The organism is Brevibacillus thermoruber 423, from assembly GCF_000454065.1.
Lineage (GTDB): Bacteria > Bacillota > Bacilli > Brevibacillales > Brevibacillaceae > Brevibacillus > Brevibacillus thermoruber.
Genome location: NZ_KE695652.1, coordinates 503082 through 518750 on the forward strand (window position 1 = coordinate 503082; position 15669 = coordinate 518750).

Annotated in this window: 19 protein-coding genes; 18 read left to right on the top strand and 1 reads right to left on the bottom strand. The window is 53.9% G+C overall.

Features of this window, described 5'->3' with window-relative positions; all coding sequences use genetic code 11:
• Nucleotides 1-13: 13 nt before the first annotated feature.
• The 4 genes from M516_RS0117110 (at nt 14) to M516_RS23770 (ending at nt 2062) form a co-directional block, all read left to right on the top strand.
• Nucleotides 14-379: a hypothetical protein gene (locus M516_RS0117110; protein ID WP_029100205.1), complete on the top strand. Its 366-nt coding sequence runs from the start codon at nt 14-16 to the stop codon at nt 377-379.
• 27 nt (nt 380-406) lie between these two features.
• Nucleotides 407-781, top strand: coding sequence for a hypothetical protein (locus tag M516_RS0117115; protein ID WP_029100206.1), 375 nt, complete (start codon nt 407-409; stop codon nt 779-781).
• Nucleotides 782-785: 4 nt separating this feature from the next.
• Nucleotides 786-1301 carry a helix-turn-helix domain-containing protein gene (locus M516_RS0117120; RefSeq protein ID WP_029100207.1) on the top strand — a complete coding sequence of 172 codons (516 nt, stop codon included), beginning with the start codon at nt 786-788 and terminating at the stop codon, nt 1299-1301.
• Between the two features lie 314 nt (nt 1302-1615).
• Nucleotides 1616-2062: a phBC6A51 family helix-turn-helix protein gene (locus M516_RS23770; RefSeq protein WP_035289981.1), complete on the top strand. Its 447-nt coding sequence runs from the start codon at nt 1616-1618 to the stop codon at nt 2060-2062.
• A 113-nt stretch (nt 2063-2175) separates the two neighbouring features.
• Here the strand turns inward: M516_RS23770 and M516_RS0117130 are convergent, their stop codons facing one another.
• Nucleotides 2176-3024 (bottom strand): tyrosine-type recombinase/integrase, encoded by an 849-nt coding sequence (locus tag M516_RS0117130; RefSeq protein WP_029100208.1) that lies wholly within the window; start codon nt 3022-3024, stop codon nt 2176-2178.
• A gap of 541 nt (nt 3025-3565) precedes the next feature.
• Between M516_RS0117130 and M516_RS23775 the strand changes: the two genes are divergently transcribed.
• The 14 genes from M516_RS23775 (at nt 3566) to M516_RS24415 (ending at nt 15662) form a co-directional block, all read left to right on the top strand.
• Nucleotides 3566-3802, top strand: a complete 237-nt coding sequence (locus tag M516_RS23775; protein WP_051188266.1) for a hypothetical protein — start codon at nt 3566-3568, stop codon at nt 3800-3802.
• A gap of 90 nt (nt 3803-3892) precedes the next feature.
• Nucleotides 3893-5566, top strand: a complete 1674-nt coding sequence (gene terL, locus M516_RS0117140) for a phage terminase large subunit (RefSeq protein WP_051188267.1) — start codon at nt 3893-3895, stop codon at nt 5564-5566.
• Nucleotides 5567-5586: 20 nt separating this feature from the next.
• On the top strand, nt 5587-7068 hold the full coding sequence (locus tag M516_RS0117145; protein WP_029100210.1) for a phage portal protein: 1482 nt from the start codon (nt 5587-5589) through the stop codon (nt 7066-7068).
• A 69-nt stretch (nt 7069-7137) separates the two neighbouring features.
• Complete coding sequence (locus tag M516_RS23780; RefSeq protein WP_035289984.1) at nt 7138-8061, top strand: phage minor capsid protein; 924 nt, start codon at nt 7138-7140, stop codon at nt 8059-8061.
• A gap of 89 nt (nt 8062-8150) precedes the next feature.
• Nucleotides 8151-8654 (top strand): hypothetical protein, encoded by a 504-nt coding sequence (locus M516_RS23785; protein WP_051188268.1) that lies wholly within the window; start codon nt 8151-8153, stop codon nt 8652-8654.
• A gap of 50 nt (nt 8655-8704) precedes the next feature.
• Complete coding sequence (locus M516_RS0117165; protein ID WP_029100211.1) at nt 8705-9613, top strand: major capsid protein; 909 nt, start codon at nt 8705-8707, stop codon at nt 9611-9613.
• Nucleotides 9614-9874: 261 nt separating this feature from the next.
• On the top strand, nt 9875-10261 hold the full coding sequence (locus M516_RS0117170; RefSeq protein WP_029100212.1) for a hypothetical protein: 387 nt from the start codon (nt 9875-9877) through the stop codon (nt 10259-10261).
• Nucleotides 10262-10277: 16 nt separating this feature from the next.
• Nucleotides 10278-10625, top strand: a complete 348-nt coding sequence (locus tag M516_RS0117175; RefSeq protein WP_238550992.1) for a hypothetical protein — start codon at nt 10278-10280, stop codon at nt 10623-10625.
• Nucleotides 10625-11050, top strand: coding sequence for a hypothetical protein (locus M516_RS0117180; protein ID WP_029100214.1), 426 nt, complete (start codon nt 10625-10627; stop codon nt 11048-11050). Before M516_RS0117175 ends, M516_RS0117180 begins: the two co-directional genes overlap by 1 nt.
• The gene (locus tag M516_RS0117185; RefSeq protein ID WP_238550993.1) at nt 11044-11517 is read left to right on the top strand and encodes a hypothetical protein; all 474 of its coding nucleotides are present in this window, start codon (nt 11044-11046) and stop codon (nt 11515-11517) included. The genes M516_RS0117180 and M516_RS0117185 overlap by 7 nt, the downstream gene beginning before the upstream one ends.
• Nucleotides 11518-11577: 60 nt before the next feature.
• Nucleotides 11578-12645, top strand: coding sequence for a phage tail sheath subtilisin-like domain-containing protein (locus tag M516_RS0117190; protein ID WP_029100216.1), 1068 nt, complete (start codon nt 11578-11580; stop codon nt 12643-12645).
• Between the two features lie 18 nt (nt 12646-12663).
• Nucleotides 12664-13101: a phage tail tube protein gene (locus M516_RS0117195; protein ID WP_029100217.1), complete on the top strand. Its 438-nt coding sequence runs from the start codon at nt 12664-12666 to the stop codon at nt 13099-13101.
• A gap of 60 nt (nt 13102-13161) precedes the next feature.
• Nucleotides 13162-13551, top strand: coding sequence for a phage tail assembly chaperone (locus M516_RS0117200; RefSeq protein ID WP_029100218.1), 390 nt, complete (start codon nt 13162-13164; stop codon nt 13549-13551).
• 215 nt (nt 13552-13766) lie between these two features.
• A complete protein-coding gene (locus M516_RS24415; protein ID WP_029100219.1) occupies nt 13767-15662 on the top strand; it encodes a phage tail family protein in 1896 nt (631 codons plus the stop codon).
• Nucleotides 15663-15669: the final 7 nt, after the last annotated feature.

Genomic DNA, 15669 nt, shown 5'->3' on the forward strand with positions numbered 1-15669 from the left:
TAGGGGGCTTTTCATGACGGTAGAAAAGGTCGTTTTCTGTCCTGCCTGTGGCGACGAGCACATCGTTAGCCAAACGGTTGATCCTGCCGGGAACGGCGTCGGCTTTTTCTGTACGACCCGCCGCGTAATGGTCGAGGTAACGAGCCCGATGTGGAACGGCGTAAACATCGCCCAACTGACCGAGAAGTTCGCGCAGCGGAACGTCAAAAAAGGAACATTAAGCAGACTGTCCGACGAAAAGTTGTACGGTCTCGCGAAGAAACTGGCGTACTTGTTTTTGGAAACCTCCGAGGTAAAAGACAAGCGCGTCAACTATTACTTCGCGTTGTACCATACTCACCGCGCCGTCCTCGCGCTAAAAGAGAAAGCGACGGTCTAAATCGAAATTAAACGGAGGGACTTCGGAATGGAAAAGATTGCGCACTGCTTCCACTGCGGAGAACGCCATATCGTAAGCGAAACGATGGACGGCCAGGGCAACGTCGTCGGCCTGTTCTGCAACCGCAAGCAAGCGATGGTCGTCGTGAAAACTACGCGCTGGAACGGCGAGGACGTGTATGACCGGTTGGAACGGTTCGCGGCCGCCAACGTCGATACGCAGGCCCTCCGCCGGATCAAGCCGGAAAAGGTCGAGGGGCTCACGCGGAAAATCGCGTACCTCTTCCTCCAGACTGAATACGCGAAGGAACGAAAGATCAATTACTTTTTCGTCGTCTACCATATGCGTTCGATCATCCGACGCATGAAGGCGAAGGCAGCACGTCAGAGGGCGGAGGTTTAATCCGATGACATACAATCCAAATACAGGCGCGGAAAAGCGCAAAAAACCGTTCGCGCCGAAAAGTGATTACGTCGAGGTGCCCAACGCGATCCACCGGCTGTACACGCGCATTCCGGGATTCACCGCGGACCATGCGCTGATGTACATCGTGCTGATGGATTTTTATAACGTCGAGTATGGTTACGCGTACCCAACGAAATGGGACCTCGCGCACCGGCTGAATTGCGGCGAGAATAAACCGAGTCAGCTCGCAAAGTTACTGGAAGAATGCGGGCTGATCCGCGTTAAGCCGGGTGGATTCGGGCGAAACGACATCTACTACGTTTACGCGCCGATAACGGACGAGGCGGAGTTTTACCGCAGGTTCCCGGAGGCGAAGGCGCGCTATGAGCGGCGCAAGGCGGGATTCCAGAAACGGCGCGCCAACAGACGGAGTAGGGACGAGGGGAAGACGGAGGCGGGCGACACAGTGATCGGTTATTACACGGACGGCACGCCGTTCACTGCGCGCGATCTATGATGTTACCACTAAGGTAGTGGTGATATACCACTGATTCAGTGGTTATATACCACCGGATTAGTGCGGTATATAGATTTACTACTACCTAGATTTACTTTAAAAAGATTTACCGATAGCGCATCGCTCGGATACAAGTATCCTCGCTCGCGCCGTCATCATTCTAGTAAAAGATCATGCGCGAAGAATGGTACATGATCATTGAGTGTATCTCTGACGCGTAAGTCTTTGAAAGCATATTCGAAGAAGTATATACGATACCGACCGCGCGGCGCGCCCAGCCCGCGCATTTATTTTCCACGAAAGGGGAGGCAGTCATGGCACGAAGCAAAATCGACTACAGCCGTTTTAGTCAGCAGCAAATCGAGGCCGCGAAGTTGCTGGCAGAACCGTACGAAGATGACGGCACGTTCAAACGGTTGACTTACGCCGAGATCGCGGAAAGAGTCGGCGTTACCGACCGTACGTTGCGGAACTGGCGACAGGACGACGCGTTTATTCAGCTAGTGAACGACTTGGCCGACAAGGCGATGGACGATTTCCTGCCGCGCTTGTACCGTTCATTGAAATACCGGATCGAGGTCGACATGTCTGATAAGGCGATCGAAACAGCACTCAAGCGAATCGGCAAACTGAAAGACACGTCAGAGGTCACCGCGACAATTAAGGATGAGCGCGAGGACAAGGCGATCGAGTCCGAGATTGAAGCGTTGAGGCGTGCGTTGGAAGAGGCGAGCGGAAAAATAACACGCGAGGCCGATTAGGCGGACATCTAATGAAGGGATTCACGCGATCACGGACGGTCACGTTTCCCAATTTTTCCGCATAGCCTGCCTTCCGCGCGCCACCCGAAAAACATAGCAAAAAGGCGCTCCCATTACGAGAACGCCCGGTCGATTACCCGTTCGAGTTCGGCCTCGTTCGGCATCGCGTACCGCCTGGTCACGTTAATGTCCGCGTGGCCTGCGAGCTCCGCCACGGTCGCGATGTCTACGCCTGCGCTGACGAGCTCACGACAAAACGTGTGGCGCAGTTTGTGCGGATGTACGCCGTATTTCTTGAGCATGTGTTGGATCGTACGGGCTGCGATCCTCTCGCTGTCTTTAAAGTTACTAAGGAACAGCGCTTTCTTACTGTCGGTCCTGGTCGCGAGGTACTTCGTAAGGTACAGGCGCGCCTCGGCCGACAACGGAACTGTCCGGGCGATCCCGCCTTTACCGTCACGCACCGTAACCTTACCGGAGCGCTCGCCGATCACGACGTCACTGCGGTTAAGCGCGCACAACTCGGAAACGCGGAGGCCAGTCAGCAGTAGCAGGTATGTGATCGCGATGTCCCGCAGGTTGCCGTCGCGTTCGACCTCGCGCAGTAGACGGTTCCGTTCGTTGCGCTCCAGCGATTGAGGCGCGATGTTCCGTTTCTTCCGTTGCTCCGGTATGCGGACGTTCTCCACGGCTCCAGGACGGCCGAGAAACCGCGAGAAAACGGAGAGGCAGGCGAATACCTTTCCAATAGTTGCCGCGCTCTTACCGGCTTCCTGCAAGTGCTTGACGTACGATTGAACGTCATGACGCGTGAGATCGTCAATGTCTCCGCCTGCTGCCGTGAGCCAATCCGCGAAAGAGGAGAGGGTCTGACGGTAAGTCTTCGCGGTGTTCTTCGACTTGCCTTTCGCAAGTTGGTCCGCGATAAAGTAGTCGATGACTTCTGCGCAACTTTTTTTCATCGTTAATCCGCCCCGTTCCGGTGTTCTTACGGAAATTTTAACCGAAAAATTGCGGAGAAGTCAACTTCTACGACACTTTTTCGAGACCCCACCACGGGGGAGCACCCCCTTCGAGGGGCCCTCGACATGCCTGTAGTAAATACGCAATATGAAAAATACTTCGGGCCTCCGAACAGCGCCGGTCGGCTACGGCCTTCTTGCGTGATATTACCGTATTTTAGCGGAGCAATCCGCCAGTCACCGGTTTGACCCCGGCTTTCGCGCGGTTGAAGTCGTTAGCTACCGTCATTGAAACGGTAGAAAACCGCCGCAACTGGATTAAACCGGAGGTCAGCCGACCCGAAAGCGCCGCGCCTCTCGTTATGATGCGGACCAGGGCGCTGGGAAGCGTCGGCTGGCGTGCGCACTCCGGTATGCTACCGTTCCGGCGCGGATTGCCTACGGGCACCGCGCTTCAAATCCGTATTAGGAGGCGTTCACTATCGGGACTTGTTCCGTTGATATTGCGAAAGCTCATCGCTCGATCACGCAGCGTTACCGCATGGAAACCGAGGACGGCATCATCGCCTTCATCCGTGACCTTCCGGTGATTCAGGAGCGAAAGCACGGACCGGATGGCTACGCGATAGCCGACGTCTTGATGGACTTTCGTACGGCGATTGATCGCGCAGACCTAACGGATACAGAACGGGCGGCATTACGGGAGGGTACCGTTAAGGCCACGGTTCCCCGGAAGATCGCCGCGGTGTTCCACGAATGGAAATACGACGGGGACTAACGCGATGCCTAGGCGTTAGTCCTCTTTTTTCGGAGGTGCCCTGCGATAATTGACGTAACCAATCGCGACGAGCGGCGCAAGCGAATTGCGTTGTTATCGGAGCGCATCAGCCTTTACGAAGCACTCGAAAAGAAATCCGGACTTACTCCGGATCAACGCCGGACATATCTCGATGACCTTCGCGAGGTTGTGAAGTTAAAGCGGATTGACCGATCCGAACATGACATCTTGTACTTCATGTACGAGTACTTTTCGGACGAGCGGAACCCGGAGAATGATAGCAATCTCATTACCAACGGGACGCCGATCGAAGAGGCCCCGGAGTTCCACCGAGAACTCTGCGCGATTCTTAACGTGGTCTCTAACATCGAGCCGACGAAACGGGTCGCATGGGCCGCGCCTCGGGGATCGGCAAAGTCGGCGTACCTGTCGAACTGTTTTCCGGTCCATCAAATCGTGTTTAAGAAGCGAAAGTTCATCATCATCATTTCGGAAACCGACGGGATGGCGCGCAAATTTATCGACTGGATATCGAACCAATTGAAGCATAACCGCAAGTTGCGCGAGGACTTCGGGGAATTGCTCTCGCCGAATAAGCAGCAAAATGAGCGCGATAACCTGGAGGAGTTCGTCACGAAGACTGGCATTAAAGTACAGTCGGCGTCTATGGGCAAGCAACTTCGCGGCGCACGCCATTTGAACTCGCGTCCGGACTTGATCCTTATGGATGACTTGGAGTCGTCCAAAAACACGAACACGCCGGAGCTTCGCGAGAAAAACCTCCTCTGGTTCAACTCGGTCGTAATGCCGATCGGGGACCCCGAGAGGACCGCGTTTATCCTGATGGGTACTGTAGTCCACGCGCAAGGTCTGCTTATGAGCGTCCTCCAGCGGGCGGACTTCGAGTCTCGCATTTTTCAAGCTATTATTTCGCCGCCGGAGCGCGAAGACCTTTGGGAGCAGTTCGAGACCATTCTTCGCAATCAGGATAACGAAAACAGACTTGAGGATGCGCTTGCCTTTTATCACGAAAATCAGGCGGAAATGGACAAGGGCGTGAAGGTCCTTTGGCCTCAGCGATTCCCCTACGTTAAGCTCATGCTCGAAAAGGTTAACATGGGGTCTCGGGCGTTCAACTCCGAGTTCCTTAACCGCGCGATTGACGAGGAGTCTCAAATTTTCAAGCCGGAGACATTCACGTTCTTCGATCGAAAAGACCTTTTCGATGAACATGGGCGGGAAAAACCCTTGGAGTACTTCGGATTTTGGGACGTGGCGCTCGGGAAGAACAATCGTTCAGACTTCAACGCGATTGTAACGGTCGCGCGCTGTAAGCGGACCGGTATCATCTACGTCGTTGACGTCTGGAACAAGAGGTGTCCGGCGCATGAGGCGCTTCGTGTCGCAGCCGACAAAATCAAAGAGTACCGTCACAAGGCGTTCGGCGTCGAGTCTGTCGCGGCTCAGTACGAGTTCTCCCGGCAACTAAACGAACTGCTGGCGAAGGAACGCGTGTATCATACTCGCATTAAAGCAGTGATACCGAGCAATAAAATGCGCAAGGAGCAGCGCATCGAACAGCTTGAGCCGTTGATTGAAAACGGGACTATCCGGTTCATGCGACACCATCGTGTACTTCTCCAGCAGTTGGAGGAGTTTCCGAACTCGGAATTTGACGATGCGATTGACGCAACGCAGCAGGCAGTAGAGCTCTGCATGAAGGGTAGGTCGCGGATGCACTATCGTAAACCGCGCGGATTCTAGGTAAGGAGGGACGGCAACGAATGTCCTTATTCAAAGTTGGCGGCCACTACCCGCCGATTGAACATCGCGAGCGAATTAAGCGGTACCGCGATAATGAGAGGTTATTCCAAGGAGAACACGCCGACGTTTTCAAGAAAGTGCAAGATCGCCTATCCGAAAGACATGGCGAGATCATCTATATCGCAGTTAACCTACCCGGACTCATCTGCAAGAAGAGTGCGGATTTTTTATTTGGCGAAACTGCCGTGTTTAGTGCCGGAAAGCAAGACGATTCACCCGAGCAGCGCGCAATTGAGCGGCTAGTGAACGACAACGACTTGCACATTACAAATTACGAGTCGGCACTCAGCAACGCTTATCGCGGGGATAGTTTCTACAAGATTCGGTGGGGACAAACGTACAATGGGTTTCTCGGCGAATCCACCGATCCTTTCCGCGCAATAATTGAGGCCCAAAACGCTGAATATGTCTTTCCTGAGACGATTCCGGGAGACGCAAACCGCATTCTGGCGTATCACATCGCGCACCCTGTGAAGGTCGAAGATAGGCGCGGGGATAGATGGGTACTACAGGTTGAGTCCCACTATCCCGGCGAAATCCGGTACGCGAAGTTTGAAATCCAACCGTCCAGGATCGGCCCCAACAACGTGGTCGAGGAGTGGATAATTGTTAGCGAGTTGGATGCGGACGAACCAGTTCAAACCGGCGTCCCATTCCCTTTAGTTGTCCATATCCCGAACTATTCGACGGACTCATCTTGGCACGGTATCGATGACCTGTCCGAACACGCCGCTATTTTCGATGAGATCAACAACCGATTAAGTCAGATATCCAGTATCTTGGATAAGCACGCGGACCCGGCTTTAATGGTCCCGCCAGGTACTTTACAAACTGGCGAAGACGGTTCCCCCGAGTTTCGCGTATCGGTCAACAAGGTTTTTGAGGTCGGAGAAGAAGATGGCGAGGTTAAATACATTACGTGGGACGGTCAACTTGAGGCCGCGTTCAAAGAGTTGGAGCGCCTGGTCGACCTACTTTTGACGGTGGCGGAGTTACCCGCGGTTGCACTCGGTAAGGATAACAGCGGTACAAGTGGCGCGTCCGGGCTGTCGATCAAGTGGCGGATGAACTCGCTCCTCGCGAAGATCAACCGCAAGCGGCAGTATTACGACAAGGGACTCCGCAACGTCCTGTATATCGCGCAACTGCTTGAGCACGCGCAATCGGGCAAGAAACCCGACTACACGCCTACATGGCCGAAAATCAACTTCAAAGACGGTCTGCCGGACGATGAAATGGAACAAGCCCAAATTGCACAAATCCGTACGGGCGGAAGACCAACGATGTCGCAGAAAACCGCACTCATGCGACTGGACGGACTTACCGAACAGCAGGCCGAGGCCGAGCTTGAGCGGATTCGCGAGGATGAGATGCGGGAAACGGCGGTTGATTCCTCTATCTTCAACAAGAGTGCCGGAGGTGGCGCAAATGAAGCGGATTAAGGCCGCGGTAGTCGCGCTCTCCTTGGCGGTTGTGTTGTGGTATAACGCGGTATTCGGCGGTGAGCGTTAGTGCGGGAAATCCCGACTCCTACGTATCAATACGAAATTGACCGTCTCGTTGCCGCGTACAAACGGGCTGTTGTCGAGATTCAGCGTGAGCTCGAACGGCTGGACCTAACGGACCTGTCACGAGCGAACGCGCAAGCCGCGCTTGTGGAAGTTGCCCGAATTCTTGCGTCATTGAACGAAGAAGCAGCCGCGTGGGTGGAAGAAAACATTCCCCAAGCGGCGCGAGATGGCGTTGTGCGGGCTTTGGTTAGCCTTGGCGTGGTAGAGACGGTAGAGGAAGCACGGAGTATCGCGAGGTTCAATCGCTTAAATAAGGCGATGGTAGACGCTGCTATTTCGGATATGCAAACGGATGTCCTGGCCGTCACGCAAAACATTAACAAACGGGTGCGAGACGCGGTGAGAAAGGCGACTGCTGACGCGATGCGGGCGAATTTGTCTCGCGGCATAAACGGTCGTCGAACGATCGGGCGTGATATTACGACGGGTATACGCAAACAGCTTGGTGATGCGGCTGACGGAGCAATCCGGGACGCAGCCGGTCGCGTTTGGAAAGTGAACACATACGTCGACATGCTGGCTCGGACGAAGTTGGCGGAAACATACCGGGAGGCGACGACCAATGAGGCGGTATCGCGCGGGGCCCTTTACGCTGTGATCTCGCGACATGGTGCTATCGATTCGTGTAAATACCACGAGGGACGTATCATCCGCCTTACGGGCGAGGGTGATCCGCGATACCCGACGTATGATCAAATCAAAGCGTCGGGGCAATGCTTTCACCCCTCGTGCAGGCACAGCTTTAGCCCGTTGCGCGATCCGAATAAACTTCCCGAGTCCGTTCGAGAGCGGGCGGATAGGCAGGCCGAGCTAGGTGACAAGGCACTAGCAACTGGCAAACGTAATCCGAAGGACGTCGAATGATCGGCGTTCTTTTTTCTTGTCCTGGCGGATGACGTTAAAAGCCGCAAAATCGCCGCGTTGGGCGTTAAAAACGAATTGGAGGTTTGCAGATGTCGATGGAAGATCAAGCAGTAACCACCGAGACTCATCAGGAGATGGCGCAACCGTCTGCGGAGACGCAAAACACCGAAACAGCAGCGCCGGAACAAAAGGAACACATGATCCCAAAATCTCGTTTCGATGAGGTCAATACGAAGTTTAAAGACCTGCAAGCTCAGTACGACAAGTTACTGGCCGAGAAGCAGGAGGCCGACGGGTACAAATCCCTTCACCAGCAAGCGGAGGAGCGTGCGAAAGCGCTCGAAGGAGTTATTGCGCAAATGCTTGAAGCGCGTCTCGAAACAATTCCGGAAGAGCTTCATGATTTAATTCCGGAAGGCCTTACTCCGGAACAAAAGCTCGCATGGATCGACCGCGCGGAGCGCAAGGGAGTTTTCGGCGCTAAGGTCCACAAACCCGTTGGTGGGCCGACGAACCCGCCAGATCAAAGCCCGGTTGATCTAAACGGATTGTCTGCCACTCAACTGTTACGAATTGGGTATTCAAAGCAATAAGACGCCACCGTTAGGCGTCTATTTCATTTCAACCAAAGGGGAGATTTTAAATGGCATTGACACTTGTAGAAGCAGCGAAACTTTCTCAAGACACACTGCAGCGCGGCGTAATTGAAACATTCGCTCGTAACTCTGCGATTCTTGAACTCATGCCGCAAATGGATATCGTGGGTAACGCGTACGCATACAACCAGGAGGGTACGCTGCCGGGTATCGGATTCCGCGACGTAAACGAGGGTTACGTTGAGTCTGCCGGTGTGGTGAATCCTCAGACTGAGAAGCTGTACATCGCCGGTGGTGACGTAGACGTTGACCGCTTCATCGTTCAGACCCGGTCCAACATCAACGATGTTCGCGCAATCCACACTGAAATGAAGGCGAAAGCCCTCGCGCTGGCTATCACCAATCAATACTTTAACGGGGACACGGCCGTTAATCCCAAAGGCTTCGACGGTCTGAAAAAGCGCCTGACAGGTAAACAAGTTATTACGGCAGGCGATAACGGGGCGACGCTGACCCTCACGATGCTGGACGAGCTGATTGACGCTGTCGAGGGTACTCCGGACGCGATTTTCTGTTCTAAAGCAATGCGCCGCGAGATCAAGAAGATTATCCAAAGTCATAACGGTTACAGCGAAAGTGACAAAGACGCTTTCGGCCGTCCGGTCATGACGTACGGAGGTATTCCGATCCGTGTTATCGAGACCGACAACACCGGTACGGAGATTCTGGACTTTAACGAGACTCAAGGTACCGCAAACAATACCTCATCTATCTACGCGGTAAAATTCGGTGCCGAGCAATACGTGTCCGGCCTGCAAAACGGCGGCGTATCCGTACGTGACCTGGGCGAACTTGCCGAGAAACCGGTGTATCGTACTCGTATCGAGTGGTACGCAGGTATGGCAATCTTCCATCCGCGTGCTGCTGCTCGTCTGAAAGGTGTTCTCAAGTCTTAATGGCGGTCATAGCGACCGCCCCTTTTAACCCAAAGGAAGGTGATACCCATTTTTACGATAAAGACGCCTAACCCAAATTACAACGGCGTAACCGAGGGCGTTACTTTCGTAAATGGCGTAGCCGAGGTTGCCGACGAGATCACGCGCAATGTTCTCGTGAACAACTACGGCTATATTGACGCTACCGTTAAATCGGAATCAAAACCGGAGGCACCCGCACCAAAGCGCAAACCCTCCGGAAAATAAACGGAGGTGTAGCGTATGGCGGTTAATGTTAGCGACGCGACCGCATACATCGCGAATTACTGTATCGATAACGAGGATTTCCTTGAGGCGGAAACTGCGAGAAAACAAACACTTTTGAACGTCGCTGAACGGGAGCTGAAACGGAAATACCCGACTTATACGATACCTGATGAAGCGATTTACGAGACGGCGAATGTACTGGCGATAAAGTTTAACGATACCAACAAATTGAGTGCGCAGGGTGTACAGTCGTTTAGTGTCTCTGGCGTCGCGTCGTTTACATTTAAGCAGGCTTCATCCGCAGATTTGTCGCGTCTCATTCCGCAGACTGCGCTCGACATCATCGGTGACGCAAACGGCGTGAAACTGAGCACGCGGCGTGTAGGACGGGCGGTGTTGTAGTTTGGCGATTATCACGATGAAACAGACGGTCACAATTACCCCGGCCGTCCTTGATGAGAACGGAAATCCCGTAACTGATGAATGGGATCGTCCTATCACCGGTACTCCCTATACGGTAAAATGCGCCGTAAACGAGGGGACCAAACTCACTCGTTCGCAGTCTAGTAGCGGTGGAGTCAACGGGATCGGGGCGCAAGAGGTCGTTTCAGTCGCGCAAATCTTCTTTGACAAGAAAACGAACGTCTCGATGTTCGATACCATTACGTTCACTGACGAGTTAGGAAACGTCAGGGTCTACAAACCGATTTCGATTGAGGTTAAGCGGTTGAACGGCAAACGAATTCTAACGGTGGTGAACGTGTGATGTCGTTCGTTTTCGAACTTGACCTGTCGAGGTTTCAGCGAGCGCTCGAACAGGCTCCTGAAACGGTCTTTACAGCCGCCAAACGCGGGATGCACGACGCGCTCGACGATTGGAAGCGTGAAGCTACCGACGTAGCTCCGTTCGCCAAAGGAACGCTACGGCGCGGAATCAATCCGGGAGACATCGAGCAGAACGAGGAAGGGCTTATCGGTGAGATTACGGCGGTTGCTGTCGAGAGCTCTCCGAAAGGGTCCCGATTTAACTACGCGTATTACCTGCACGAAGTCAAAGGCGAAATCAAGAATCCGACGACTCCGGGTACCACGGCGAAGTTCCTTGATGAACCTGCCGAAAAGCACGGTAAGCGTTGGGTGCGGATGATTGAGGATGAGATCGAGGCCGAGATGAGAAAGGGTGGGTGGTGATTGGATTGACTGTACTGAGCGACATGGAGTACATCGCCGCCTTCGTTAAAACGGTCCTGCCACCGACCACGCAAATCAAGTACGAGGTCCCCGCACAGCCAACAAAGGATATATTTGTGGTTCGTCCGTTGGTCAACGATTATGAGTCGGAGACAAGGTATCACTATCGAATCGGCAGGTCGTACCAGTTTGTCGCGTACGGAGCAGATGTGCCGAGCGTTCTCAATACGATGGGCGCAGTTGCTAGGGAAGTGAACGACGGCAAAACGATGATTCCGATTAAAGGCTCGCAGCGGTATATCCGATGCGGGTCTTTTTCGTTTGGAGCCGCGTTCAAGACCGAGGGCGGGGTTTACGCATGTGTCGGCGTACTGGAAACGGAGGTTCGCGAGGCGAGGGCGCAGGAACAGTACGAGAAAATCATGCACGTTTATCCGCGGTATGAGACACGGATACCAATTGAATAACACGTAAGGCGTCGGGACTTTCCCGGCGCTTTTTATTTTCCTGCGAGGAGTGATTCATGGATGGCAACCGGAGGCAAGTGGGATGCGACATCCCTTCCGAGGCGTCCTGGGCTGTATATCAACTTTGTTGAGGCAGCCGCGGCCCAAATCAAGGGCGGAGCTCGTGGCGTTGTCGCGATCCCACTGAAATCGTACACCGGCGGAACCGCGTCGGCCGAGACGTTCTATACGGTAACCACCGAAAAAGAAGCGACCGACCTGTTCGGTTCCGCGAATATTCAATCGATCAAATTCGCGTTGCAAGGCGGGGCAAAAGAGGTGCTCGTTTACACGATGCCAGAGTCCCCAACTACGCAAGATTTCGCGGATATGCGGGCCGCGTTCGACGCCCGCCCATTCAACGTGTTCGTTTACGACGACAACGCGGATTCCGCGGAACAAGACGCTGCCCTTGCGTGGATGAAGACGAACAAAGACGAGGGCAAACACTTCATGATCGTGTTCGGCGGTTCCTCGGCGGACGACAACGACCCAGCAGTAGGCGACGCGCGCTCTATCCGTCTGGCGGACGATTACGCGGTCAACCTCATTACCGGTGTGAAAATCGGCGGCACATCGTACAGTTCCGCACAGTACGCCCCGTTCATCGCCGGATTGATTGCGGGAACCCCGATCAATAAATCGATCACGTACGCGCAAGTTCCGGTCGACGACGTGACGAAGCGCCTGACCAACTCGCAAATCAAAACATCGTTGGAAAAAGGCTCGCTCGTTCTCGTTCACGATGGCGAGAAGGTCAAGGTTGAGCAAGGTATTTGCACGAGTTCTACTGCGTCCAAAACGGTCAAGATTCGGACCATTCGCGCACGTCAAGCGGTTTCGATGGACGTTACAAAGACGGCGGCTGACGCATACATCGGCAAGATCGACAATAACCCGGACGGCCAGGCGGCACTTATCGCGGCAGTCAAAGCCTACCTCGAACGCTTGCAGGCGTCGAACGTGCTGATGGACCCGGTTGTGACGCTCGATCCGCAATTCCAATCCGTTGGAGACTCCGTATACCTGCTGATCTCGTACGTCGAGGTTGACAGCATGGAGCGGATTTTCCTGACCATTAACGTGTAATAAGGGCGGTGAACATAAATGGCACTTGACGCGACTCGCGTTATTAACGGCTCGTTTGGCGAGGTGTGGATGGACGGCCGTTGGCTGACGAACTTCCGACGTGCGGAGGCCACCGTCGAAATCAACAAAGAGGAGATTCAACGGTCAGGTACGCGGTGGGTCGGGCATAAAGTAACCTCGCTGACCGGTACCGGGACGATCTCCGGTTACAAAGTAACGACTGACCTTATCGAGGCAATCGGCCAAATCGCTGACGACCGAAGAGGTGCGTTTGTAACCGAGTTGATTCTCAAACTCGACGACCCCGAGAGTTTCGGCGCTTACCGCGTACGTTTGAAAGGGGTTCAGTTCGACAACATTCCGCTGATCAATTTTGAGGCAGGTTCCATCGTCGAGGAGGAACTGCCTTTTACTTTTTCCGGCTACGAGTTCCTCGACACGATCAACGAAGACTAATCGGGGCGACTTCGGTCGCTCCTTTATTTTCGAAAACAACCCACGGAGGATGATTCATAGATGAAAAAGGAATTTGACCTGCTGCAATCTCTTTTGGACACGGAATTTAAGCCGGAGAAGGACGTGCCCATGCGTCGGTTCGGCGAGCAAGCATCGTTCCGTATTCGTGCTCTCGACGGAAAGGACATTCAGCGTATCCGTCAACAAGCGATGTATCCCACGAAAAACGGCGAGAAGTTGGACGAGGAAAAGTTTGGAACGCTGCTGATCGTTAAAGCGTGTGTGAATCCGGATTGGAGCGACCGGCGTTTGCTGGAAGGTCTTGGCGTTTCCGATCCGACCGAAGCGGTTCAAAAACGTCTGCTTTCCGGTGAAATCGCGAAATTGACCGCAGCGATTCTCGATTTGTCCGGCTTCGGAGAAGATGCCGAGGATGACGTAAAAAACTGATTCGGGCGGGCGGCGAGGCGTATTTGTTGCACGAGATTTTCCATCGTCTCGGCATCCCGCCCCACGAGGTCTACAACGCGCCATACGGGGCTAGACGTTTCATGCTCGACAGTATGGCGCTAATTCTTGAAGAAGAGAAGAAGGCGCGGGAAAAAGCGGGTAGAAACCCGCATGCTCCAGGACCTCGACGTCGAGTGAAGGGGAGGGTGCGGTAGATGGCCTACGAACTTACGGCAAGATTGCGGCTGATTGACAACATGACCGCCCCGTTACGTCGGACAACGGAACAAATAGAAAGAACGCAGGCAGCCGTAAAACGCGTGTCTAGGGCAACAGACCTATATCGAGACGCTAACGGACGATTGCGAGACTCTATGGGTAGGTTCGCGAAAGAACAGAAAAACGTTGATAAGGCACTAAGGAGTTCGGTTACAAGCGCTAGTCTCGTGTCTGGCAAGTTAGTTGGTGTCGCGGCTGCAATTGCCGGAGTTACCGCTGCCGCAAAGACAATGGGCGCTAGTCTTAGGGGCGCGATGGAGCTTGAGCAGAACCAAATTTCGATGGAGCACTTCATCGGCCTGACCGATCCCAAAGGTGCCGCGAAGAAGACACAAGAGTACCTACAGTATCTGCGTCAAAATGCGAACCTGACCCCGTTCGATACCACCGAAGTCATCAATGCCGGACGTCGCGCAGTTAACATTTCTAGCGGGGACATCGCGCAGGCCAAGCGCTTGTTGACGATTGCCGAGGACATGGCTGCGCTGAACCCTGGGAAAACGCTCTCAGACGCGATTGAGGCCCTGGCCGACCTTAAAGTCGGGGAAACCGAGCGGATGAAGGAGTTCGGGTTCAAGATTAGCCAAGATGACATCAAGAAGGCTGGCGGAGCCATGAACATCATTAACAACCAGGTCGCGAAGATGTTCCAGGGCGGGGCCGCGAAGCTCTCAAACTCAGGGGCCGGTCTTTGGAGCACGATCACCGGTACCTTCTCGTCCGGAATTGCAGACATGGGCGTTCAGACCTTGGAGCTTATCAAGCCGCAGCTACAAAAAATTGCGAACTGGATGTCAAATGGGGGGCTGGACCAGGTATTCGCGGCTGGGAGTAAGACGATGGCGAGCTTCGCTTCCGGAGTGATTTGGGTAGTAGAGACTGTATCGAGGTACTGGTCCAAGCTATCTAATCATTTCAAGGCAGCACAACGCCTATACGCCCCGTTATTCCAACGAATAGGGGAGTCAGTCAGAGGCGTGGCCGACGTTGTTTCCGCGAACTGGCCAAAGATTTCGGAGATCATCCGGAGTAACTGGTCGGCTGCGAAACCGGTACTCGCAATGCTCGGTAGCGCATTCGGCGCTATTGCCGATATCGTGAAGGCGTCGTTCCCGACGGTTCTGGACATAGCTTCTACCGTATTCCCGGCGGTTAACAATTTGGTCGGAAAACTGGCGGCGGGAATTACGTGGCTGATCGAAAAGGTAGTCCGGCCGTTGATACCGGTGTTCACGGCGGTTATTGACGCTATGTGGCAGACTCAAAAGCCGATATGGGTCGGACTCAATAACGCGATTGACCTGGTATCCGGTGCCGTTACCGAGATGGTCACGAATTGGGACGGGGTCGTAATTAAGGCCGAGCAGATGTGGCAAGGCATATCAAACGGCTTTAAATCGGGGATCAACGTCATCATTGGCTATCTGAATCGGTTGATCGACGCAATGAACAGCGCTCTAACTGTGCAGCTTCCGGATTGGATGGGAGGGCAATCGTATTCGCCTAATATCCCGAGAATCTCCGAGTTGGCGATGGATTACTCCGCGAATCAGAAGGCTATGCAGATGTTCCGCGACAGGAAAGCGCTTGGCGTTGACGGTTCGTTCTATCATGGGATTGAATATGTTCCCAGGGACGGGATGACTGCGCGACTCCATAAGGGCGAACGTGTTTTGACTGCCGAGGAAAATGAGCAGTATTCAAGAGGCGGAGGCAATATCACGATCGCGAAGCTCGCTGATCAAATCATTGTCCGTGAAGAGGCGGACATCGATCGCATCACCGAAGCGATGGTTCGTAGGATAATCCAAGCCAAGGCGCAAATGGCCTAATCACCGG